Here is a 23,054-nt window from a genome sequence, read left to right on the forward strand (position 1 = left end):
TAGGTTGCAGGAGGGACAAAATGTCAAGAGACTTTCAAACCTGTTCCCTATGGCTTGCTGTATGACTAAAGACCAATGACTAATGACTAATGACTACATTTTAGATATCGCCGCGAATTTCTTCGACAACGCCATCACGGAGAACCACTTCAACTTGCATTTTGCTAATTAAGTTATCACCCGGTTCTACCTTAAAAAAGCCTTCCATTTGGAATTGGTTGACTTCTTGATCTAACTCCAGAAACTGTACCTGTTGAAGATTTTGTAGTAACTGATTTTTCTGCTCTAGCAGTTCACTTTTCTTTTGATTGATCTGAAGTTGAATATTGTCAATTTGTTGGAGGGTCTGGGGTCCTGGTGGTTGCAAACTTTGCTTTTGAATTGCAGCAACTGCTCTTTGTCCTTCAACATCTAGTTGTTGTAGCTGCTGATCAAGTTGATTAATCTGAGCCTGTAGCTGCTGTTGTACTTCCTCTTTCCAGAGAGGAGTGACGATAACTTTCACATTAACGCCACGTTTTAAAAGCAATTGCGGGTTGGAGACATCCATAAAAATTTCACGTTCACGCTTACTAGTTTGCAAATGGAATTATTTAGCAAACATTCCGTCAATAATATCGTGATACCGTTCCGCGACAACGTATCGTCGAATTTTGAGGGTTTGTGTCATCAGGCCATTTTCTATGGAAAACGGTTCCAGAATTAGTCTGAAGGGGCCAATGCGATCATCTGCTCGATAGCCTGGACGATTCTGCACTTCCCGATTCAACTCTTGCCGAAATAAATCCTGGATTATTTTACTCTCTATGTTAACTTTTTGACTAACTGAGGGGGTAAGATTATCGTCTTTTGTACTTAAAATCAAGTTTTGATTTTCTGCCCATTTTGCCAAGGCTTCGATATTGGGAACAATCAAAGCCCCAGTGCTACGCTGGTCTTGTCCCACTAACATAATCTGATCAATGTAAGGCGATCGCAAGCAAGCATCTTCTATTGGCTGCGGTTCAATATTTTCGCCGTTGGTTAAGACAATTGTATCCTTAGCTCTACCAGTTAGCACTAAGTCATTTTCAGGAGTCACCCAACCCAAATCACCGCTATCAAACCAACCTTCAGCATCTATGACTTTCTTTGTCGCTTCGGGATTTTGGTAATAGCCCTGCATAACTTGTGGCCCTTTTAGCAGCACTAAACCCCGTTCTCCTAATGGTAGCGGCTGACGAGTTTCTGGATTCACAATTTTTACTTCTGTAGCCGGAATCGGTTGTCCAGATGAACCCCGCAAATTCCGCCAAGGACGACGCGCATTAGTTACCGGTGAAGTTTCTGTCAAGCCATAGCCTTGTAAAATCTCTACCCCAATAATTTCAAAAAAGTTATCTATATGTCTAGGAAGCGCACCCCCACCGCTAATCACTTGCTTGATTCTTCCCCCTGTAGCTTCCCTCACTTTGGCATAAACTAATTTTTCTCCCAATGCATGAAACGGTAACAAAGCCAATTCTGTTATCTTTGCTTCTGAGCGCTCGATGACTGAGGCATTGATGTGATCTAAACTTAATCCCTGAGCAATTCGCCGCGCTGTGATATATTTTTGGCTCATTGCCAGTAAAAATTTAATTAATTGCTGTTTTTTAGCTGGTTGGGTACGGAATTGCTTTTGCGCTCCTTCATAAATCGATTCCCACACCCTGGGTACAGCAACCATGTAATTGGGTTTGTATTTTTTTAAATCATCTTTGACAGAACGTAAATTTGTGTAAATTTGTGTGCAACCTTGAGAAAGCAAAAAATACTCACAACTCCGTTCGTAGCTGTGCCATGTGGGAAGAATACTCAGGACTATATCTCCTACTTTTGGTTGCACCAACACTCCTAAGCTTGTTACTTGGTGCAACAAGTTTTTATGAGACAGCATTACACCCTTGGGTTTGCCCGTAGTCCCAGAAGTATAAATTAGGGTTGCTAAGTTATCCCGGCTTTGTTTGATGACAACTAAAGTGTGGTTGCTACCAATTTCTAACAATTGGGTGAAGTTCACCACTTGAAAATTTTCTGCTATTGGTGGTGTTTCATCGGAAAGCAAGATTACCACTTTAATGGGTAAGTCTTTCAGACCTGCTTCTAATTTCTTGAGTGTCTTGATATCCTCAACTACCAGCGCGGTACTACCACTATTGGCGATGATAAATAGTAATTCTTCGCGTTCGGCTTGAGCGCTACGCACTGCGTTCACAGACCCAGCTGTCATAATACCTTGATCGGCGATAAACCAGCGCGGGCTGTTGTCCGCAATCAGGGAAATGCGTTCACCGCACGTGGAAGTTACACCATCGCCCATATTCACCCCTAAAGCCTGTAAACCAGATGCAAATCGTTGAATTTGATTAGCTAACTGACTATAAGTAATCTTGATTTCTGGTTGACTGTGAGGGTTGTGGAGGGCAACAGTGCTGCCAAATTTCTTAGCAGCCAAAGACCAAATTTCTGGTAGCGACTCCACTTTTGTGTAATCTACCAATCGCTGTAATTCTTGGTATTCTCGCTCAGGAATAGAGATATTAGATAATAAAGAAGACTCAGATTTTGTGTTTGTCATAACAAGCTGTTGGAAAAATAATTTGATTGTTTTTGTATTAATAGTATTTAATATTCACAGTGTCTACTATGTATAACCTTATGTGCAACTTTTTTGAATCCCACCATTATAGAAGCTTTGAAGACGGGAATATTAGACAAAAAATCTGAAAAACCTTGTTCTATTTTAGAAAGTTGCACATCTTGTGTCTATGTACCGTTTCCTAATCACATGAGGTAGCTTAAGTAGGTAAACAGAAAAATTTAAAGGTATGTGAAGAAAAGTAAATAGGGCTGAAACCCTCTTTCCCCCTGCTCCCTGCCCCTGGTTCCTGAGCGAAGTCGAAGGGCTGCTCCCTGCCTTACCCCAACGACAATTTTTAACGCCCACCTACTTATATTCCCTTCATCACTTGCGGAGATGGGGTTTTTGTACCTCACTTGACTAAAAATCGCTATGACAGTGCCGTAACTTCAATGGTTATATAGTAGGTGACAGGGAAAAGGTGACAGGTGACAGTGCTAGAAACCTTGTATTGTCTAAGTTGTAGGATTCTGTTGATGTCTTAACTGCCTTTTCCATTGCTATATTTACAAAAATATATGCTAAACTGCATTTACATAGAGAAAATGTAATGGTTCAGTTTTGATGCAGTTCCATGCATTTTACTATCAAAGTCAATCCATGTCCCAATAATTGGTAATTCGTAATTCTCCTAATTCATGAATACAGAAGAGAGAAAATCAGATTGCTGGAAATTCAGGATTTCTAGTCATCGATTCCACCCCCATTTCTTCTTTCGTTCAGGACTCAGCAGTAACACTGGATTGATTTTTTGCTCGTTGCCTATATTCTCTACTAAATTTAGCTGCTATCTACTGTAAGTTTATTTTTTGTCTTTAATGACGAATTATTGTTACCACCTGATTGATCGAGGAGGTGATTAACTATAGGTTTAATTGATGCATTATTAATCACAGTCATGAATATGGCTGCTTGTTTAGCTTTCCCCAAGCTTCTATCTGTGTTTTTGGCTTTTAAAGGCAAATTATCTAAGCCATCATCAATGGGTTCTAATTTACAACCCACCAGGATAGAAATAACAAGTTTCCCCTATTGTACCGCTTATGCGTTGACTCGTAGCCAGTTCTGTAAATTCAGCCCTCATTTCTGTTCCCAGTGTTCTCCTAATGGTGGGGAATAGTGAGATTTGGGGATTTTAACCAGAAACATCAATTTCACATCTACATCTTTATTTTTAATGGGGAACTTGGGTCTCAATGTAGAGGTTGGTTTAGACAATATAGCCAGTATAAATGTAGGGTTGGAATCATCCCACCCTGCAATCACACTGTGCTTAAAACGATAAGAATTTTTAATAAAAGACAGAAATTTGTCCGACAATTATAAAAAATATAGTTTGGATAATTTAAAAAACCGTATCCCCAGGCAGATAAAGAAAACCTAAATATGTCCTGGTAGAAACTCCAAAAGGATAACTAGGAAGCAATTCCACAGAATTTACTGGGAATTGCCAGTACTGAGTTTTTGGTTTCTATTTACACCGTTATAAACAAGCGATAATAAATTCCATTCAGCACGTTATCCTTAGGGGTTAAATGAGTTTTCTACTAAGTTTCTGGATGATGAAGGGGATCTGGTTTGAGATCCCTTTCTAGGTTCTAAGACAACTGGATTTGTTACCGAGATGCAACAACGCCGATGGATATCTTTTGAACTAAACGAGGCTTATTTAGTGGTAGGTTGCTATCAATTTAGTTGAGAGTAGATAGTTCCAAAAAGCACAAACATTGATTTTATGCTGAGAGTTTGTCGGTTATAAGGCCGACAGAGAACACTACAGGACTTGATTACACAAACCGAACCTACCAACATTTATTCAAAGCAGGGCATTTATTTATAAATGCTTTGATTAATGAATCAGCCACCAAATGCACAAGGGATAGTGCTGCTATTTCCCAACTGGTGTTGAGAATAACTTGGGTATGGCGAATTCATATATCACCATTCACCTGCATTTGATGGACTTGATCTGCTAACTCTTGACGACCTTGGTCATCAAGTTTATCAATTGCTAACATCCCCATCAGAATAACTTCTTTCAGGGTTAAACGCGTAGAGTGTGCCTGTTTTTGCACAATCTCTTTGATAATTGGACTTACACCGATTGCTGTACTAGCTCTAGCCACGGAAAAACAGGGAAACATTAATGACTTCGGATAAATCTTAGCACGTTAAAGGCAGTTATTGTATATAGCGAAAATTTTTATAAAAATCTTAATGGTAATAATTTATACGTAAAAAACGAAAATACTATTCTGATGGGGGATATTGATACAAGCTCAAGGAAAGTAAAATTTTCCTGAATTGAGTCAGAGAAGGCTGTCATAAGGAAAAGCAGTGAGTACTTACGAGGAAAGAAAAAACGATGACGGAACCTTATCTGTTGGCAGCGAGCTTGTTAACAGGATTAGCACTACCAGCATCGGCTCTCCCAAAGATGTCGAGTATCCCGCCAGAAACTACTGGATTCCTGTGGGATTTACAACAGGATTCACGGATGCAATCAGGTAACAAAATTATCCCCAGTGTTGATATTTCTTTACCAGAATTCAGTAGTCAAGTCGCTTCTTCAAAGAATTTACAGTCAGCAACAACCCAGAAAATAGTTCCTAGTCTTGATGTCTTATTAGCACAAGTCAAGAACTACGTTTTACCAACACCCATAAAATCATCACTGAATCTCAGTTCCCAACCAACTAACCAAATTCCCGCCTCTGGGAATCAACTTTACTATCTGAGGTTAGCGTCTCTACGGATGGGTCAAATTTACACCCGTGTAGATGATGATGAGGACTTACAGGCTTCGTGGAAGTCCAGTAAAAAACAAAAACTGAGTTATGAAGATTGGAAAGACTTACTAGCTATGGAGGCCAGAGCGATTTCCCAAGGACAAGGTACAAATCGTTTGAGTATCTTGGTGGGTGATTCTTTGAGTATGTGGTTTCCTAAAGACAAACTTCCTGCTGGTAAATTGTGGCTAAATCAGGGCATATCTGGAGATAGTTCCATAGGAGTGTTCAAAAGATTAGCGGCCTTTTCGGTAACAAAGCCGGAAGTTATTTACCTGATGGTTGGTATCAATGATTTACTCAAGGGTGCAAGTGACTTGTCAATTTTGCGTACTCAACGTCTAATCATTCGCCGTTTACGCCAGGAGCATCCAAAAAGTCGGATTATTGTCCAATCAATTTTGCCAATTCGCCGGACAAAAATTCCCAACAGCCGTATTCGTCATCTCAATACCCAAATTGCTGTGATTGCTAAACAAGAAGGTGCTAATTATTTGAATATCCATAATTGGTTTACAGATGTTCAAGGCAACTTACTTCCAGAGTTAACAACAGATGGGGTGCATTTGTCACCAGAGGGATATGATGTATGGCGATCAGCCCTCCAGCAGATAGAATATAGAGTTGCTCAACGTGCAAATTGAGTTTCAGCTAATGTGTCTTTAAATTGTGATCAGAATGCGGGAGGAGTTGCTCCCATCGAAAGGCTTAGATGCCTGACTTTTCCAAGAGTTTGGGTATCTGGTAGTTTAAAACCTGATTTAATTTACCACTGCGATAACCTTCTAAATCCAAGGTTACATAGATAAATCCCCAGTTCTGAAATGCACTAACCAGAGTGGGTAAATCTGTAGTTAAGACAAAATCTGTAATTTTTTCCGGTGGTAGTTCAATCCGTGCGGTATTTCCTTCCGAACGTACCCGCAAATTTTCCCAACCTAGTTTTCGTAAATAAATTTCGGCTCTACCCACTCGTTGTAACTTGGCTATGGTAATTTCTTCTCCATAGGGAAAGCGAGAACTTAGACAAGGTTGAGCGGGTTTATCCCACCAAGCTAAACCCAGTTGTTGAGAAAGTTGACGGACTTCGGCTTTGGTGACACTAATTTCTGCTAATGGCGATCGCGCACCTCTTTCTTTTGCAGCCTGAATTCCGGGGCGATAATCGTGCAAATCATCGGCATTTACCCCATCTACCACATAGGGATAGCCTAACTCTAAAGCTAAAGGCTTGAGTGTATCGTGCAGTTCACTTTTGCAAAAATAGCAGCGGTTAACAGGGTTAGAGGTGTAATTGGGATTTTCCATTTCGTGAGTCTGGACGATTTGATGGTGAATCCCGATAGTTGCGGCTTGAATTTTCGCGTCTTCCAACTCTTCTGGTAACAGGGAAGGAGAGACAGCAGTGACAGCCAAAGCGCGATCGCCTAACACATCATAGGCAATCTTAGCCACTAATGTACTATCAACTCCCCCTGAGTAGGCAATCAAAGCCTGCTCCATTTCTGCAAATAATGCTTTTAATTGTTCTAGTTTTTCTGTTAGTTTCATTTCCCAATCATGCCAAAATCTGATAGCACCCAACAATTTCTATTGTAGTCATCCCATGTTCTGTCAATATCAATGATGTCTGAATCAGGAAATACCTACGCATTAAATAAAGCCAAAGAACTATTTGCAGAAGAAGCAAAGCGACTCAAAGACCTCAAAAATCCCCAAATTCCTCAACTACAAGCCTATTTTGATGAAAATGATGGTTTATAGCGTTTCCCAGTCTAATGAAGTACACACCAATTTATTCCCTGTGCCCTGTTCCCTTTTTTTGTAAATCCTGATTCTGACAAATAATCAAAAATCATCATTCTGTAAATCCTGATTCAGACAATTAGCTATACTTTGCCACCATGCTACCTAAAAGTTGTAAATCAATTGGTTTAGAAATATAGTCATTGACACCAGCTGCTAGACAAGTTTCTCTATCCCCTTTCATAGCCATTGCTGTTTGAGCAATGATGGGAATATTTTGGTATTGAGAATTTTCTCGCAGTTGTTTTACCAAGTTCAAACCATTGGCATCTGGGAGACTGACATCGATTAAAATTACTGCTGGTTGTAGCTGTGGGAGAATCTTCCACATTTCAAAAGCATTGTTAACACAAGTCACTTGATAACCTAATCTACCTAGATAAATTCGCATTAATTCAGCATTAGCTAAATCATCTTCTACTAATAAAACTTGTCCTGAAGAACTAATAATAATGTCAGATTTAGATAGGGATGTAGAATAATTATTTACATCTTGACTAACTTCTAAATCCTTGGTAGCTGTTAATTCTATGGCTTCTAAAACCTTTCCCACTGGCTTAAGGGGCAGGAGAATAGTAAAAGATGAACCGTGATTTACTGCCGATTCCAACTCTAAAGAACCACCATGAATTTCTGCAAGTTGCTTAGTTACAACTAACCCCAAACCAGTTCCTTCATTGCTACTAGATGCAGAGTTAACAATTTGGCTGTAAGGACGAAATAATAAAGCTTGATTTTCTGGAGAGATGCCAATACCAGTATCCCAAACTGTAAAACGTAAATATAAGTCTTGAGTAGTTACTCGTAAACCAACCCTACCTACATTTGTAAATTTGATAGCATTGAAGAGTAAATTCAATAGCATTTGCTTGAGTCGCAATGGGTCTGCTACTAAGGTTTTGATATCGGGATCTATTTCTATACTTAGTTTTAAACTCTTATTGGCAGCTTTTTCTTTAACTAAGGCTAAAACATTGCGGCATAGTATTGGCACATCGATGATATCCCATTGCACTTCCATTTGGTTAGCTTCAATTTTAGAGAGATCCAAAATATCATTAATTAGACCCAGCAAATGCTTGCCACTAGATTGGATAATGTGTAAATACTCTTGGTGACGTGGTTTTTCTGGCTCGTAACCTTGTGCTAGTAGCAGGTGGGTAAATCCAATAATAGAACTAAGAGGAGTGCGGATTTCGTGACTGGTATTAGCCAAAAACTGGTTTTTCAATTGATTGCTGCGTTCTAGTTCTTGATTAAAGTTTGCTAACTGTTGACAATGTTGTTGATAAGATTGTATTTGCTTAATTTGTGTTAGGGCTTGATCACAATACTCGATGGTTTTTTTAATAAATTGCGATCGCAGTTGATAAAGTGATGGGTTGAAAGCTTCGCAGTTAGAGTTAGTAGTGGCAATAATTAGCCATCCCATCACACCATTAAAAGTCTCAACTAAACACCAAGATTTGGGAGGTTTTTGTCTCTGCATCTGCTGCAAATCTTCTAATTTGATAGCAGCGTGTAATCGCAATCGCAGCTTTGTTCCTGTTGTGGATATTACTTCCAAGTTCGGAGTTGGTGAACTAGGATAACTAGAAACATAGGAAACTTGAGCAACTGTTTCTTGTGGTTGTAACAGAGCAATACCTACGGCACAATGTAACCGACTGCCATTTAAAGCCTTGTGAAGTAAGTTGACGACGGTTTGAAAAATTTCGGCTTCTGGAGGTCTTGTCTCTGACATCTGGGTAGAAGCAGAAAGTAGACAATCATTGAGACGACACTGCAACTGGTTCAAGCTGCTTTCTAACCACAATTGCTCCCGCAGTTGCTGGATTGTTTTCAAAAGCGCTGGCGTTTCATTTATCTGTGAGTTCTGTTCTGGTAAGCTTGAAGACTGCTGCATGGTCAACTAGACCGCTGAAAATTTATCTTTGTAGGAAAATATGAACCTGATTTTATGTATATTAACTGACAATTTTTCTTTATTTGTCAAAAATAACTGATAGTGTCAATTTTAACTGCTTATCGCACCATTATTGCAGAAAATTACATACCGAAAATTTTCTTAATAGAGATTTAAAACAATGGATACACAACTAGCTCAATTAATCATCAACGGCATTGCTGTGGGGAGTATTATTGCTCTGGCAGCAGTTGGACTCACACTTACCTATGGAATTTTACGATTATCTAACTTTGCTCACGGGGACTTTCTGACTATGGGAGCTTATCTAACCTTGCTAGGAAATAATCGTGGTTTGCCTATTTGGCTATCAATGGTGTTTGCCGCAGTGGGGACAGTAGCTGAGATGTTATTGACTGAAGAATTGCTCTGGTCAAAAATGCGGTTTATCCGTGCTACTTCGACAACACTAATTATTATTTCCATTGGACTGGCTTTATTTCTCCGCAATGGGATTATTTTTATTTGGGGAGGTAAAAATCAAAACTATAATTTACCTGTTACTCCTGCTTTAGAAATTGGGAATTTAAAAGTGCCGCAAAATCAATTATGGGTACTGGGGTTAGCAGTGCTGGCTATTGTGTTATTACACTACCTTCTCCAAAACACCAAAATTGGTAAAGCTATGCGAGCCGTTGCTGATGATTTAGATTTAGCCAGAGTATCTGGTATCAACGTTGACAGAGTAATTTTTTGGACTTGGGTGATTGCGGGAACTTTTACTTCTTTAAGCGGCAGTATGTATGGGTTGATTACTGCTGTTAGACCGAATATGGGCTGGTTTTTGATTTTGCCTTTGTTTGCTTCTGTAATTTTAGGCGGAATTGGCAACCCCTACGGCGCGATCGCAGCTGCTTTCATTATTGGCATCGTACAAGAAGTGAGTACTCTTTGGCTAGGTTCTCAATATAAACAAGGTGTAGCCCTGTTCATAATGATTTTGGTGCTGCTCATTCGTCCCAAAGGTTTATTCAAAGGAACGATGTGAACAGTGATCAGTTTTCCAGTTACCAGTTACATAGCGGGTGTGAAACACTACACTATGTCCCTGATAACTGTTCACTGATTTAAGCAGCACCAATCCACTTCTAACTAGTCAATGATGTGGAAATAATAAGCTGCTACCAAAAAATTGATAGCCAACAGTAGTAAAGCCCAACCTGTACGAAAGACGTAGCTAGGTTTTGCAGCAGTTTTACCTTTAGCGGTCATTAGCAGTTCTCCTAAATTTCGTGACTTTTTAAGAAATACCAAACACCAGCACCAATTACCCAAATTCTTTAAAAATATTTTTGTAAGAACAGGGAACAGACTGATAACAGTTAACTATTATCTGACCCAGCATGATAAGAACTGCGAACTAGAGGTGCAGAACGAACGTGGCTAAATCCCATATCTCTGGCTATGCTGCCAAGTTGCTCAAATTCCTCTGGTGTCCAGTATTTTTGCACTGGGAGATGTTCTAAAGACGGGCGCATATATTGACCCATAGTCAAGCGATCGCATTTTATAGCCCGAAGATCCGTCATTGTTTCCACTACTTCCTCAATCGTTTCTCCATGTCCCAGCATCAAACCTGATTTAGTGGGAATAGAGGCATCGATTTCTTTAACTGTCGCCAGCACTGCTAATGAGCGATCGTACTTTGCCCCTCGCCGCACAGAACCAGTTAGAGAGCGTACTGTTTCCACATTATGGTTGAAACAAGCTGGTTGAGCTTTGACAATCATCTCTATCCCCTGGCGTTGTCCTACCACACCCGCACTACCCCAAAAATCTGGTGTTAGGACTTCAATTTGAGTTATTGGGTTTATTTGGCGGATAGTCTCCATGGTCGTCACAAAATGACTAGCACCCCCATCTGGCAAATCATCACGGGCTACAGAAGTCAGTACCACATATTCCAAGCCTAAAATCTGTACTGCTTCTGCGACTTTTTGTGGTTCTTCCATATCTAAAGGCATTGGTGCATGACCTTTATCTACTTGACAAAAAGCACAAGAGCGTGTGCAAGTTGGACCCATAAGTAAAAAAGTCGCCGTTTTTTGGGCATAGCATTCACCCCGATTGGGGCAGCGTCCTTCTTCACAAATTGTGTGAATTTGCCGCTGCTTAATAATACGTTGTACCGTAGAGATTTCACTGGCTTTACCAAGGGAACGACGTAACCAGCTAGGCATTGCTGTAATTTCTGATTTGAGTTCGGCTTGTCTTAAAGAAGTCATAGATATCAAGAGTAAGATCCAAAAATAAAGATAAAAGATATACTAGTCCAGGTTGGCAGAAATAATGGAGCAGCTAAAATCAGATGAAAAGCTTGTAACATCAGATTTTTCAACCTACTGATCACCGACTACTGAACATTAAGGCGCATTTTTCAGTTTACTGAATTACTATGATACAAATCAATTACAGCACAAGCAGCAGTTTGATAAACTACTTGTAGTTTTGACACTTATACAGAAATATACTCTCCCCCAATCAACATAAATTTTGTATATAGTGGGGGAATTCTTAATTTCAATCGGCAAACAGCTATCTACACTTAAACTTTCTGGTAGAGTAATCAGTCGTGGCAAACAAAATTCTAGTTATCGATGACACTACAGTTGTTAGGGTAAAAGTACGCGAAATGTTACCTCAGGGTAACTTTGAGGTATTAGAAGCAAAAGACGGTTTAGAAGGATATAATCTTATCCTTAATGAAAAAGTCAGCTTGATCATGTTGGATTTTATACTACCGAAAATGAGTGGCTGGGAAGTTTTCCAGAAAATTCAATCCCAGTCAGAATTAAAGAAAATTCCTCTGGTGATCATGTCTGGTCGCAAAGAAGAAGTAACAGAAAAAATTCCTGAACCGTTTGAATATTTTGAATTTCTCAACAAGCCTTTTGATAAACGGCAGTTGATTAGTGCAATTAAGTCAGCGATGGACAAGGCTAGTAAAAAAGGTAACACAGATACTGCTCCTCCAATAGTAATAGCGCCTAAGCAAGAACCAGTAGCAGTAAAACCTGTTATGGAGACTAGTAGCTCTGCTGCTGATATTGACGCACTAAATGCCAAAATTGTCAAGATGCAAGCAGAAATTGATAACTTGAAGAAACAGCTAACTCAGGTAGTAACATTTATTAAACAGAAAATTAAGTAGTATTGGCTCTTGCTATTATCCCCCGAAATATTTCAGTCAATAAAAACAGTTATGGACTGACTAAAACCTGCCGACTTGTACTTAGAGTAAGAGAACGGCAGGTTTTTTGGACTGGGGTAGAAGTCTCAACTACACAAATAGAAGAGGTTTTTGGATAACTTTATTTTTTGTTACATACTTCAGTTTTTTTTAGTAATGCAGGTTTCTATAAAACCCACCTAATGCGGGTTAAGAATTGTGTGGGAGATTAAAATTAAGTTAATTATTAATTAGATAGTTGATTATGAGCTATTTTTGGGAACTATGTAAGTAGAGTTCAAAAACTGTAGTTTTCAAATTTATGAACGAATACGCTAACCAATCATTAGATCATGTCTATGTCCCCTTAGAGCGTGATGTTTTTTTACGTACCTTAATCAGAGAATTGTCAGGAACATTACAGGATATAGTAGGTTTAGAAGAAGCCTCTGGATTTATTAGCGTAGTTGGTGAAAGCATGGGTAGACAGATTAACGAAGATTATAAGTCTGCCCTGAAAGTATCAAATCTTAACCATAAGCAAGTTGTAGGAGTCTTGATTGACTTGAAAAGAAGAATTCAGGGTGATTTTTATGTCATTGAGGAGAATAATGAAAAAATCGTCTTTGGAAACCACATTTGCCCATTTGCAGAAAAAGTAATTGATCGTCCTGCTATGTGTATGATGACTTCAAATGTTTTTGGAACTATTGCATCTGATAATTTGGGATATGCCAAAGTAGAGTTGCAAGAGACAATAGCAAAGGGTGCAGATGGATGCAAAATAGTAGTTTATCTAAAAACCACACTAGAGTCAGAAGATGCACCAGGAAGAGAGTATTTCAAAGGTTTATAAACTAGATAAATTCATTATTAGTTAGCCAATCCTAGATTCTGATTGCATTTTCATCAAAATGCTCAAAAAATTAAAATAGAGACCGCATGACTCCTGAACAATTTATTGAATTTGCCAGAGTTTTGCCAGAACCTTTACTTTTAGTGAATAGTGATGGTCAAATACTAGCTACTAATCAACCAGTAGCAGATATGTTGGGGTTACGCCGTCAGGAATTGCAAGAGAAGATGATTTTTGATCTTGCGACTGAGCCTCATAGTAAAATTTCTGTGTATCTAAAAGCCTGTTCTCGTAGCCGCTCAATGGTTTTAGGTTCATTAACATTGCAAAATAGTCACGGAAAAACATTAGTCTGTCGTTGTCAAGGAGCCGTTATTAAACCTTGGTCTAATGAATCTTTAGCCTTAATTCTTCTCCGCTTAGAAGAGAGAAAATCAGCGAGCATTAACTTTATTTTGCTTACTAATAAAGTAGATGAACTAGCTAAAGAAATTTATAGACGGAAACAAGCAGAAGAGGCACTTTTCAAAGCTAATCAAGAACTAGAAATCAGAGTTGAGGAACGTACAACTGCTCTAAGAGAAATATTAAAGCAGTTACAAATTACCCAAACTCATCTGATTCAATCTGAGAAAATGTCTAGTTTAGGTCAGATGGTTGCTGGTGTAGCACACGAAATCAATAATCCGATAAATTTTATTTATGGTAATCTATTTCATGCCGAAAATTATATTGAAAATTTGTTGAAATTATTAGATAAATATCAAGAATATTATCCCAATGCTCCTCAAGAAATCCAAAATATTAGAGAAGTGATAGATGTGGATTTTATAGTAGAAGATATAATTAAAATTATCCATTCTATCTGGAGTTTAGACTAAGCCATGAAAAATGACCCAGCAGGGCTGAGTTAATCAGAGACTTAGGAAAAGTATGAATAACCTTGAGTATTAAACAGCAACAGAAGGTTCTTTAGGTGGTCGTGATACTGTTTTTTTAACAATGGGGCAGCGGTTTTTACGGTGACGCTGTTTTCCTGGTTCCCAACCAGAAGACTTTCCGCGAGGTTTGGGTGCAGAAGTGGGAGTACCAATGGCCGCAAAAACTCCACCCATAGATTGAGCAACCCTTCCAGGGGTCAAATTACCCTGAGATTTTTGCCAAGGGAGAGGATTATCGGTAACAATATCACGAGCTAACCACAATTCCCAAGTCATCAACGGCATCAGGTCACTCCACCTTTCACATTGCTTAGGTGTACCAAAGTTTGGAACTGTCCAATGTAAACGTTGCTTTAAAAAGCGATACCAATGGTCAATGGTAAAGCGACGCAAGTAAAGACACCAAACTTCCTCTAGGGGTGGCATTTCTTCTCCTACCCAAGCCAACCACAAAGGTTTAGACACTCTCATGTTACCTTGCGCGTCCAGACGTTCAACTCTGATAATTAACATTGGGCTTGTGGCAGCTTTACGGAAATGTAAATCTTTCCACAGTCTCAGACGCACAAGTCCTAATTTTGGGTCATTTATTTCTAATACAGATGTCGCCTCAGTCCATGTTGTTGGTTCATTGAGTTTAAATTTATCACCATGCTTCTTGGGTCGCCCCTTCCCAGAATAAGCTCCTGGTTCACCCCATAAACACAAGTTTGAACGCAACCGAACGAGAATATCTGCGGGAATGTTCGCAGTTTTTAAGACAAAAGGCGCACAACCATACTCACTATCCCAAACAGAAATTGGTCTGACAGGTAAATATTTACATACCTGTTTGAGTTGCCAAACTGCTTTTGAAATAGGACTTTCAGAACTTGTGATTCGTTCATGTCTTAAAGGTAATGCCCAACTCCCCTCTTTTTCTGGTATCCAGGCTATTGTGCTATATCCCTGTCCTACAGTTATTGGTTTATTTCCGGCGATGGATGTGCCACTATGTTGATAAGTTCTTTCTTTGAGTTTGACTGCATCTGGTCGTGACCAGTTCGTATGATCTCCTGCCAATAGAGGTCGCTCCACAGTTGGTATCTGTTTGATATATAGCTGCATCAATTTCTGTCGCTGTGGTCTGCTATCTTGTAATGCTTCATAGATGCTTGGCCACTTGCGTCTAAATACTGGTGATAAGGACAACTCTGCTAGGCAATAAACATTTCGAGTCAGTAATATCGCATCTGTCAATTCAAAGGTAGCGTCTTTCGCTTTGCCTAAATGTTGGTAGGCTGCTTGACGGAATTCTTCTAAGGAGGTACGTTTCATATTGGCGAGTAAGAGTAGGTGATTCTTCTCTTAGCTTCCGCCAAAAGGGGGACTGTATTCAATCAGACTCCCTTTTTTCTTGAACATGACCGATTTAGTCTAAACTCCAGTTCTATGAGATTCGGAACAAAACGCGTTCAGGCAATTGTTAAATCGCTGCGTAACTTTTCTAGGCTTGATGAAGCTGAAATTAAGGCAGTTAATATACATGAAGGAATTGACAGCACTTTAATGATTTTGGCACACAGATTGCACGGTAAACATTGTAACTATCCAGAAATTACAGTCATCAAAAAATACGGTAAATTACCAAATGTAACTTGCTGTCCTTCTAAACTAAACCAGGTATTTATGAATCTTCTAACTAATGCAATTGATGCAATAGAAGATTTAGTTTTTAGGAATCATTGTTCAATTTTAAGCTCAAAAATAACCCAACAAAAAAGTAGTCAATTCAGCGAGCCAATAATTTGTATTACTACCGAAGTGATAGATGATGATTGGGTGGAAATAATTATTGCAGATAATGGTTCAGGAATCGAGGAAGCATTACAAAATAAGATATTTAATCCTTTTTTTACAACAAAACCTGTGGGTAAAGGTACTGGTCTTGGTTTATCTATTAGTTATCAAATTGTAGTAGAAGAACATGGGGGATACCTGAGCTATAATTCTATACCCATGAAAGAAACTAAATTTGTGATGAAGATTCCCATCAATAAGAGATAATTGAAAATCTGTTATGTTATTTTTTTAAAAATGTGCCTGTATTAAACCACGTCTACTTTGAAATCCTTAGTTTTTTCAGAATTGGGTTTTATTCCCAAATCTTATACTCTTCCCTGTTCCCTGTTCCCTGTTCCCTGTTCCCTGTTCCCTTTTGAAAAACTCCAGTTCTCAACTTGGATGAGGTTTACTTATGTAAAACCACGAGGATGTTAGGGAAAATTGAGGAGTAAGCTAAGATAAATATTTGAAAAGGAACTCTGAGATTACTCTCATTGTCAGAAACATTTATTGTGAACTAACGTCTTAGTTCATACGGCTTAAAGTTTAATTTAATTGTCTATTGAGATTGCCATGAAATCTATCATCAAACTGTTAACTAAACTCAACTGTAACCGCAGATTACCTCAAGTAATGATTGTGACATTGGTCTTAACAAGTTTACTAGCTTGTGGGATGGAAATTACTAACAATAATCCATCTTTAGCTGTTCCTAATACAGAACAGAGACAAACGTCTCAAAACAAATTACCTAAAAGTATTTCTAGAAAATTGCTACAGGATGCGTCTAAACGTTCTGGAGTGAAAACGCGTGATTTGAAAATTACTCAAGTTACAACCAAAACCTTTGGAAATCCTTGCACTTTTCAATTTGGAGAAATTTGCACTAGGGAATATAGACCAATTCAAGGTTGGGAAGTGGTTGTTCAGGTAAAAGATAAATCATGGACTTATCATGTCAATAAATCTGGTTCCCAAATTATCTTAGATCCCAAAGTCAGCACTAATCAACTACCGAAAAGTATTGCTGATCAAATTTTGAAAGATGCTGCTCAACGTTCTAGCTTACCGATTAATGCGATAAAAATTACTCAAAGCACTCAGAAAACCTTTAGTAATGCTTGTGTGTTGAACTTTGGTGAAATCTGTACTCAGCAGTATGATCCCGTAGAAGGCTGGGTAGTAACTGTGAAAGTGAAAAACCAATCTTGGACTTACCATACAGACAAAACTGGCTCAAGCGTTGTCTTAGATCCCAAAATCAACGCCACTTTAAAAAATTAAATTTCTTTCCTCTGCGCTCCTGCTGTGGTTAGTTCATTTCAATTTTTTTAGTGTATACTATTAGATTGTGTCGAATCCAAGCCATCCCATGCCTAAACTCAAGACTCGTAAAGCAGCAGCCAAGCGATTTCGTGCTACCGGCACCGGTAAAATCGTCCGTCGCAAAGCTTTCAAAAGCCACCTTCTTGAACACAAGTCTTCTAACAAAAAGCGCGGTTTGCGCCAGTCTGCACTTGTACATGAGCGCGACGAAGACAATGTGCGCTTGATGCTTCCTTATTTGTAAAACATCACAGGTAGTTAAGATATGACCCGGGTAAAACGCGGTAATGTAGCTCGTAAACGCCGCAATAAAATTCTCAAACTAGCTAAAGGTTTTCGTGGTTCTCACTCAACTTTGTTTAGAACCGCTAACCAACAGGTAATGAAGGCACTTCGCAGTGCTTACCGCGATCGCAAAAATAAAAAGCGCGATTTTCGTCGTCTGTGGATCACTCGTATTAACGCGGCTTCCAGACAACATGGCTTAAGCTACAGCCAGTTAATCGGTAATCTGAAAAAAGCCAATGTGGAACTAAATCGCAAAATGTTGGCACAATTGGCAGTTCTTGATCCCACAAGTTTCGCTAAAGTTGCTGAACTGGCAAACTCAGTTAAAGGATAAAGGTGGCAACGGATGAATAACGGATGTAACATATGGTCAAAAATTAATCAGTTACATCTGGTATTATCCGCTACCTTGTTTCTGGTTTTATGCCTGTGCTTTGGGGGGAAAGAATTGACTGCATCTGCCGCCCCACTGTCAGAAATTGAGCGCCGAGGCTATGTAAATATTGCTGTTAAAGATAACTTGCGTCCGTTGGGATTTAGGGATAGTAAAGGCAATTTACAAGGCTTAGAAATTGATTTAGCCCAGCGTTTAGGAAGTGATTTGTTAGGTAAAATCGATGCGGTGAAGTTGCAACCGGTGGCTAATAGCGATCGCTTGTCTGTAGTCTTAGAAAATAAAGTTGATCTCACCATTGCCAGAGTCACAGCCACTGAATCCCGCTCCCGCATAGTCAGCTTCAGTGTTCCTTACTATTTTGATGGTGCGGCAATAGTCACAAAAAATACGGCAATTAATCAGCTAAAAGATTTAGAAAAACGTAAAATAGCTGTACTCAACAACTCCAGCACGATTGATTATGTAAAATATTTTATCCCGAAGGCTGAATTAATAGGCGTAAACTCTTACATTCAAGGACGAGAGCAAATAGAAAGTAACAGTGCTGATGCTTTTGCTGCTGATACCAGCGTTCTGAGTGGTTGGGTACAAGAAGATTCCCAATATCGGCTACTACCAACCAAGCTATCGGCCGAGCCTTTGTCGGTGGTTACACCCAAGGGATTGCAGTACGATGAGTTAAGAAGAAAGGTGAATGAAGCGATCGCTCGTTATACAGTAACAGGTTGGCTCAAAGAACGCATCCAGTATTGGGGATTATCATAGGTAGACGTGAATATTTATCGTTAGGATTAAAACAGTAGGCAGAAAGTATAATTACGAATTACGAATTACGAATTACGAATTATTTTTTTATTTCCCCATGTTCCCATAAAGCTGAATAATAGATAGAGAAAGCACTTTTTATATTTGTATTTGTAGGTAATGGATAACAATCTAGTCCTTGTTTATCTCTCAATTTTCGTCGGGTTGCTCGCATTTGCAGGTGTGAGTGTTTTTCGCCAGATTTTCAAAACTCGCAAACTAGAAAGTTCTCTTTCTAAGTTGAAAACCAAGTTAAGTAAAGAGAAGGGTACAGCCCAAGAATATTACGAATTAGCCAGTATTTATTCTGAAAAAAAAGTTTTTACCCAAGCAATACCACTTTTTCAAAAAGCTTTAAAAGCGGCTGAGGAAGAGGGAGAAGAGAGTATTGCCCCAGTTTACAATGGCTTGGGTTATGTTTACTTTGCCCAAGAACAATATGACTTAGCAATTCGTCAATATAAAGAAGCCATTAAATTGAAACCAGATTATTTATCAGCCCTAAATAATCTTGGACACGCCTACGAGAAGAAAAAACTCAATGCTCAAGCATTAGAAATGTATGAAGAAACACTAAAATTTTCTCCCAACAATGCTATTGCTAAACGCCGTGCAGAATCTTTACGCCGCTTAGTTTCAGCTTAAATTTGCCCAATCTCGAATCTCAAATTGATAAATGCCTCTTAATTTGGCGGTTTTTTGATCAGAACGTAGGAATGAATAACTATGTTTTTATCAAACAATGTCAAGCAGAATGATTAAGAGGCTGAATCATTTTTTTAAGGTAGTTATTACCATTTTTCTTTTTTTGACAATCTCCCTGGGATTTCCTGATACTACATTTGCTCAGGAATCAGTTATTTCTCATCCTCTAAATCCATTAACTGAAGTAGAAATCAACGCAGCTGTAGACATACTCAAACAGAAAAAATCATTGAGTGAAACAGCATTTTTCCCAATGATTACATTGCAAGAACCTGATAAAAAAGAAGTCTTGAATTTTACACCTGGCAAACCGTTTCAACGCCAGGTTTTTTTGGTAGTTTATGAGCGTGAACTCAATAAAACCTTTGAAGCAGTAATTAATCTCACCACAAACAGCTTAACATCCTGGCAAGAAAAAACGGGTGTTCAGCCTGCAATTCTTCCTCCAGATTATGAACTAGTTAGAGAAATAGTTACCTCTGATATCCGCTGGCAAAAAGCTATGAACAGGAGAGGAATTAAAGATTTTGACCAAGTCCAAATCAGTTGTTGGTCATCAGGAATACTCACCAAAGAAGAAACAAAAGCAGGTAATCGTCTTTGTCGAGTATTATCTTATTATCGAGGTAAATCATGGAATTATTACGCCCGTCCCATTGAAGGGCTTTTAGTTACCGTCAATTTAAATAAAGAAGAAATTGCTAGTTTTGTGGATAACGGTGTAGTTCCTATTTCCCAAGAAAACTGGGATTATGACATTAAGTCATTTAGCAAATTACTTTCACCACCTAAACCATTAAAAATTATCCAATCTGATGGTCATACTTTCCAAATTCAAGGCAATGAAATTACTTGGCAAGGTTGGAAATTTCGTTATTTAATGCATCCCCGTGAAGGCTTGGTTTTGTACCAGGCCAGTTATAACGATGGTGAAAAAAATCGTCCTGTATTGTATCGTGCCAGTTTATCAGAAATGGCAGTACCTTATGGTGATACAAATCCTAATTGGTCATTTCGTAATGCCTTTGATGTTGGTGAATACAACATTGGTTTATTAGCGAATCAAATGGAATTAGGTCAAGAAATTCCCGAAAATGGGATTTTACTTGATACGGTGTTTGCTAATGGTGAAGGAGAAGCTTACACCATGCCAGGAGTAATTGGTATTTACGAACAAGATAACGGTGTATTGTGGAAACATTTTGATTACAGTACCCAGAAAAATTATGTGCGTCGCAGTCGTGAATTAGTCATGAAAATGACGACAGCAGTTGATAATTATGATTACAGCATCAATTGGATATTCCACCAAGACGGTACTTTAGAAGTACAAAATGAGTTAACAGGGATTGTATTAGCACAGGGAACAGCAGCAAGAAAACAGGAAAATAATCACTTTGGGCGATTGATTGCTAAGAATATTTTTGGAGTCAATCATCAGCATTTCTTTAATTATCGTCTAGATTTAGATGTTGACGGACAGGCTAATTCTGTGATGGAAATGAATGTTCAATCTTTGCCAATCAGTGATAAAAATCCTTTAGGAAATGCCATTACTGTAGAAGACACTTTCTTAACAAAAGAAAAAACTGCTGTTCGTGATTTAGATATCAAACATAGTCGAGAATGGATGATTGCTAGTGCAGATAAACAGAATAATTTAGGTGTTGCTCCTGCATATATGTTGATGCCGGGAGGAAATACAATTATGTATGCTGTAGAAGGTGCAAAGATCCGAGAAAAAGCTGCTTTTGCAACTCATCATTTTTGGGTGACAAAATATAAACCCAGTGAAATGTATGCAGGTGGAGATTATCCCAATCAAACAAAAATGGGAGAAGGTTTACCAAAATATATTGCTGATAATGAGTCTTTGCAAAATGAAGATATTGTTGTTTGGTACACAATGGGAATGACTCATGTTCCCCGTCCAGAAGATTGGCCTGTAATGCCACGACACCAAGTTGGGTTTAAGTTGATGCCGAGGGGGTTTTTTAGTAGGAATCCGGCGATTAATTTGGGTGAGTAAATTAATAGGACTTATGCAAAATTAACATATTTTAGTGATTGTGGTCGTAGGGAAACAATCTCAAACCTAGATTTTTCGTTCACCGTGCGTAAATCCTTTTTAAAATAACTATGTAACAATGAAGGCATGATATAGTGATATTATACAAGGGTACAAAATAAAGTCGCAAGAAAAGTTATGCCAAAATCACAAACAATTCTGTCTTGTTTTTGGGAATGTATTCCTGATAGTACATACTTAGATATAGAAGATTGGTCTTGGAAACCCAAAACCTATTTATCAGAGTCAAAGATATTTTTGTCTGGACGACCTACTAAATTTACTACTCCACAAACAACACCTACCAAAGAAGGTGGTGCTATAAGAGACAACTATTCAGATAGCGATCCTGCTATAGAAGGATAACCCTAAGAATTAAGTTTAGCCGCTGATTATAATAGTTAATTGGTGGCTAGAAATAAGCAAATTTGATTCTGTTCATATTCTTATGCTATATCTAGCAATCATTCTAAATCAAAAGCACCTACAATATGCAAGACATACTAATTTTTACATTATCTTTTGACGAACATTCAAATGTGATTTGTGAGAGATTATTAAACGAAAATATTGATATATTAAGAATAGATGCAGATAAGCTTGTGGAAGATACTCCTAAAGTTTCCTTTATACCTGGAGAGGGAATTTTAGTAAATGGTAAAATCATTAATCCTCACAAAACTTCTATCCTATATAGGAGACTTACACATATTCCAATCAACAGTAATTTTCAGGATAAAGATGAGAAATTAGCAATTGAACAATGGAACTCTTTTAATAAAGGGATAGCATCTATTTTAGATGATAGTTTTTGGGTATCTCACCCCCATTTTATTCAAAGAGCATCGAATAAACCTTTTCAGTTACAGGTTGCTAAGAGTCTTGGTTTAAAAATACCTAAAACGATCATAACCAATGACATAAAAAATATAATGCAAAACATTCCTCCAAGCAGTATCTGTGTCAAGACACTAGAACAAAGTTTTTGGTCCATAGAAAATGGGGTACAAGGAATTTATACAAATAGAGTAAGTTCCGATTTGTTAACTGATGATAATGTGAAGCCTATACCAGCTATCTGGCAGGAATACATAGAAAAATTATATGAGGTTCGTGTAACAGTTGTAGGCAACAAGTTATTCACATGCAAAATTGATAACCAAGTTTCGAGTAAAGCTAAAGTTGATTGGAGAAGATATGATTTTAAGAATGTTCCTCATTTATCTCACTCACTTCCAGATGAAATAGAAGTCAAGATTTTAGAACTCATGAAAGTTTTCTCTTTAAGATATGCGGCTATTGACTTTGCAGTTGATATGAATGGCAACTACATATTTCTCGAAATAAACCCTACCGGACAGTGGATGTGGATTGAAGAGCTTACCGGACTTTTAATTACAGAAGAACTATGTAATTTACTCAAAGCAGGAAAATTATAAATTCAACCTAGACT

General features: G+C 38.3%; 24 protein-coding genes and 1 pseudogene. 16 read left to right on the top strand and 9 right to left on the bottom strand.

The annotated features are described in order from the left end of the window. Positions 1-100 precede the first annotated feature (100 nt). The 3 genes from ANA7108_RS0113445 to ANA7108_RS30200 all read right to left on the bottom strand — a co-directional run bounded on the left by ANA7108_RS0113445 (position 101) and on the right by ANA7108_RS30200 (position 3,667). Positions 101-550 (bottom strand): YlqD family protein, encoded by a 450-nt coding sequence (locus ANA7108_RS0113445; RefSeq protein ID WP_026104172.1) that lies wholly within the window; start codon positions 548-550, stop codon positions 101-103. 39 nt (positions 551-589) lie between these two features. Then, entirely contained in the window at positions 590-2,599 is a 2,010-nt protein-coding gene (locus ANA7108_RS0113450) for a long-chain fatty acid--CoA ligase (protein ID WP_016951321.1), read from the bottom strand. 843 nt (positions 2,600-3,442) lie between these two features. Further along, positions 3,443-3,667, bottom strand: coding sequence for a hypothetical protein (locus ANA7108_RS30200; protein WP_016951322.1), 225 nt, complete (start codon positions 3,665-3,667; stop codon positions 3,443-3,445). Between the two features lie 589 nt (positions 3,668-4,256). Here ANA7108_RS30200 and ANA7108_RS31390 point away from each other — a divergent pair. Beyond that, a pseudogene (locus tag ANA7108_RS31390) lies at positions 4,257-4,361 on the top strand (site-specific DNA-methyltransferase); the annotation flags it as partial. A gap of 232 nt (positions 4,362-4,593) precedes the next feature. Here ANA7108_RS31390 and ANA7108_RS0113460 read toward each other — a convergent pair. Then, a complete protein-coding gene (locus ANA7108_RS0113460; RefSeq protein WP_016951323.1) occupies positions 4,594-4,806 on the bottom strand; it encodes a hypothetical protein in 213 nt (70 codons plus the stop codon). Between the two features lie 221 nt (positions 4,807-5,027). On the opposite strand from ANA7108_RS0113460, the gene ANA7108_RS0113465 reads away from it, so the two are divergent. Next, entirely contained in the window at positions 5,028-6,095 is a 1,068-nt protein-coding gene (locus ANA7108_RS0113465; protein ID WP_016951324.1) for an SGNH/GDSL hydrolase family protein, read from the top strand. 64 nt (positions 6,096-6,159) lie between these two features. On the opposite strand, the gene larE is transcribed toward ANA7108_RS0113465, so the two are convergent. Beyond that, positions 6,160-7,002 (bottom strand): ATP-dependent sacrificial sulfur transferase LarE, encoded by an 843-nt coding sequence (larE, locus tag ANA7108_RS0113470; RefSeq protein ID WP_016951325.1) that lies wholly within the window; start codon positions 7,000-7,002, stop codon positions 6,160-6,162. A 72-nt stretch (positions 7,003-7,074) separates the two neighbouring features. On the opposite strand from larE, the gene ANA7108_RS30205 reads away from it, so the two are divergent. After that, positions 7,075-7,215, top strand: a complete 141-nt coding sequence (locus tag ANA7108_RS30205; RefSeq protein ID WP_158318362.1) for a hypothetical protein — start codon at positions 7,075-7,077, stop codon at positions 7,213-7,215. 121 nt (positions 7,216-7,336) lie between these two features. On the opposite strand, the gene hrmK is transcribed toward ANA7108_RS30205, so the two are convergent. Beyond that, positions 7,337-9,163: a hybrid histidine kinase/response regulator HrmK gene (hrmK, locus tag ANA7108_RS0113480; protein ID WP_016951327.1), complete on the bottom strand. Its 1,827-nt coding sequence runs from the start codon at positions 9,161-9,163 to the stop codon at positions 7,337-7,339. Between the two features lie 181 nt (positions 9,164-9,344). On the opposite strand from hrmK, the gene ANA7108_RS0113485 reads away from it, so the two are divergent. Next, positions 9,345-10,211 (top strand): branched-chain amino acid ABC transporter permease, encoded by an 867-nt coding sequence (locus ANA7108_RS0113485; RefSeq protein WP_016951328.1) that lies wholly within the window; start codon positions 9,345-9,347, stop codon positions 10,209-10,211. 104 nt (positions 10,212-10,315) lie between these two features. On the opposite strand, the gene ANA7108_RS0113490 is transcribed toward ANA7108_RS0113485, so the two are convergent. Together ANA7108_RS0113490 and lipA are read right to left on the bottom strand one after the other, a co-directional pair. Continuing rightward, positions 10,316-10,435 (bottom strand): photosystem I protein PsaX, encoded by a 120-nt coding sequence (locus ANA7108_RS0113490; RefSeq protein WP_016951329.1) that lies wholly within the window; start codon positions 10,433-10,435, stop codon positions 10,316-10,318. 110 nt (positions 10,436-10,545) lie between these two features. After that, positions 10,546-11,448 (bottom strand): lipoyl synthase, encoded by a 903-nt coding sequence (gene lipA, locus ANA7108_RS0113495; RefSeq protein ID WP_016951330.1) that lies wholly within the window; start codon positions 11,446-11,448, stop codon positions 10,546-10,548. Positions 11,449-11,795: 347 nt separating this feature from the next. Between lipA and ANA7108_RS0113500 the strand changes: the two genes are divergently transcribed. From ANA7108_RS0113500 to ANA7108_RS27330, 3 genes are all read left to right on the top strand, one after another. Continuing rightward, positions 11,796-12,374, top strand: a complete 579-nt coding sequence (locus tag ANA7108_RS0113500) for a PleD family two-component system response regulator (protein WP_016951331.1) — start codon at positions 11,796-11,798, stop codon at positions 12,372-12,374. 340 nt (positions 12,375-12,714) lie between these two features. Next, complete coding sequence (locus ANA7108_RS0113505) at positions 12,715-13,248, top strand: methanogen output domain 1-containing protein (RefSeq protein ID WP_016951332.1); 534 nt, start codon at positions 12,715-12,717, stop codon at positions 13,246-13,248. An 86-nt stretch (positions 13,249-13,334) separates the two neighbouring features. Continuing rightward, positions 13,335-14,129, top strand: coding sequence for a PAS domain-containing protein (locus ANA7108_RS27330; protein WP_016951333.1), 795 nt, complete (start codon positions 13,335-13,337; stop codon positions 14,127-14,129). A 69-nt stretch (positions 14,130-14,198) separates the two neighbouring features. Here ANA7108_RS27330 and ANA7108_RS0113515 read toward each other — a convergent pair whose 3' ends face one another. After that, positions 14,199-15,506, bottom strand: coding sequence for an NF041680 family putative transposase (locus tag ANA7108_RS0113515; RefSeq protein WP_016951334.1), 1,308 nt, complete (start codon positions 15,504-15,506; stop codon positions 14,199-14,201). A gap of 18 nt (positions 15,507-15,524) precedes the next feature. On the opposite strand from ANA7108_RS0113515, the gene ANA7108_RS27335 reads away from it, so the two are divergent. The 9 genes from ANA7108_RS27335 to ANA7108_RS27340 all read left to right on the top strand — a co-directional run bounded on the left by ANA7108_RS27335 (position 15,525) and on the right by ANA7108_RS27340 (position 23,040). Continuing rightward, entirely contained in the window at positions 15,525-16,235 is a 711-nt protein-coding gene (locus ANA7108_RS27335; protein WP_237741515.1) for a sensor histidine kinase, read from the top strand. A 351-nt stretch (positions 16,236-16,586) separates the two neighbouring features. Beyond that, entirely contained in the window at positions 16,587-17,297 is a 711-nt protein-coding gene (locus ANA7108_RS0113525; protein ID WP_016951336.1) for a hypothetical protein, read from the top strand. 88 nt (positions 17,298-17,385) lie between these two features. Continuing rightward, positions 17,386-17,583: a 50S ribosomal protein L35 gene (rpmI, locus tag ANA7108_RS0113530; protein WP_016951337.1), complete on the top strand. Its 198-nt coding sequence runs from the start codon at positions 17,386-17,388 to the stop codon at positions 17,581-17,583. Positions 17,584-17,604: 21 nt separating this feature from the next. Continuing rightward, the gene (rplT, locus tag ANA7108_RS0113535) at positions 17,605-17,961 is read left to right on the top strand and encodes a 50S ribosomal protein L20 (protein ID WP_016951338.1); all 357 of its coding nucleotides are present in this window, start codon (positions 17,605-17,607) and stop codon (positions 17,959-17,961) included. 12 nt (positions 17,962-17,973) lie between these two features. After that, complete coding sequence (locus tag ANA7108_RS0113540) at positions 17,974-18,789, top strand: transporter substrate-binding domain-containing protein (protein ID WP_016951339.1); 816 nt, start codon at positions 17,974-17,976, stop codon at positions 18,787-18,789. A gap of 159 nt (positions 18,790-18,948) precedes the next feature. Next, a complete protein-coding gene (locus tag ANA7108_RS0113545; protein WP_016951340.1) occupies positions 18,949-19,473 on the top strand; it encodes a tetratricopeptide repeat protein in 525 nt (174 codons plus the stop codon). Between the two features lie 109 nt (positions 19,474-19,582). Beyond that, on the top strand, positions 19,583-21,562 hold the full coding sequence (locus ANA7108_RS0113550) for a primary-amine oxidase (RefSeq protein ID WP_026104174.1): 1,980 nt from the start codon (positions 19,583-19,585) through the stop codon (positions 21,560-21,562). 177 nt (positions 21,563-21,739) lie between these two features. After that, positions 21,740-21,967, top strand: a complete 228-nt coding sequence (locus tag ANA7108_RS0113555; protein WP_016951342.1) for a hypothetical protein — start codon at positions 21,740-21,742, stop codon at positions 21,965-21,967. 125 nt (positions 21,968-22,092) lie between these two features. Beyond that, entirely contained in the window at positions 22,093-23,040 is a 948-nt protein-coding gene (locus tag ANA7108_RS27340) for a hypothetical protein (protein WP_016951343.1), read from the top strand. Positions 23,041-23,054 lie beyond the last annotated feature (14 nt).

Origin of the sequence: Anabaena sp. PCC 7108 (genome assembly GCF_000332135.1) — a bacterium.
Lineage (GTDB): Bacteria > Cyanobacteriota > Cyanobacteriia > Cyanobacteriales > Nostocaceae > Anabaena.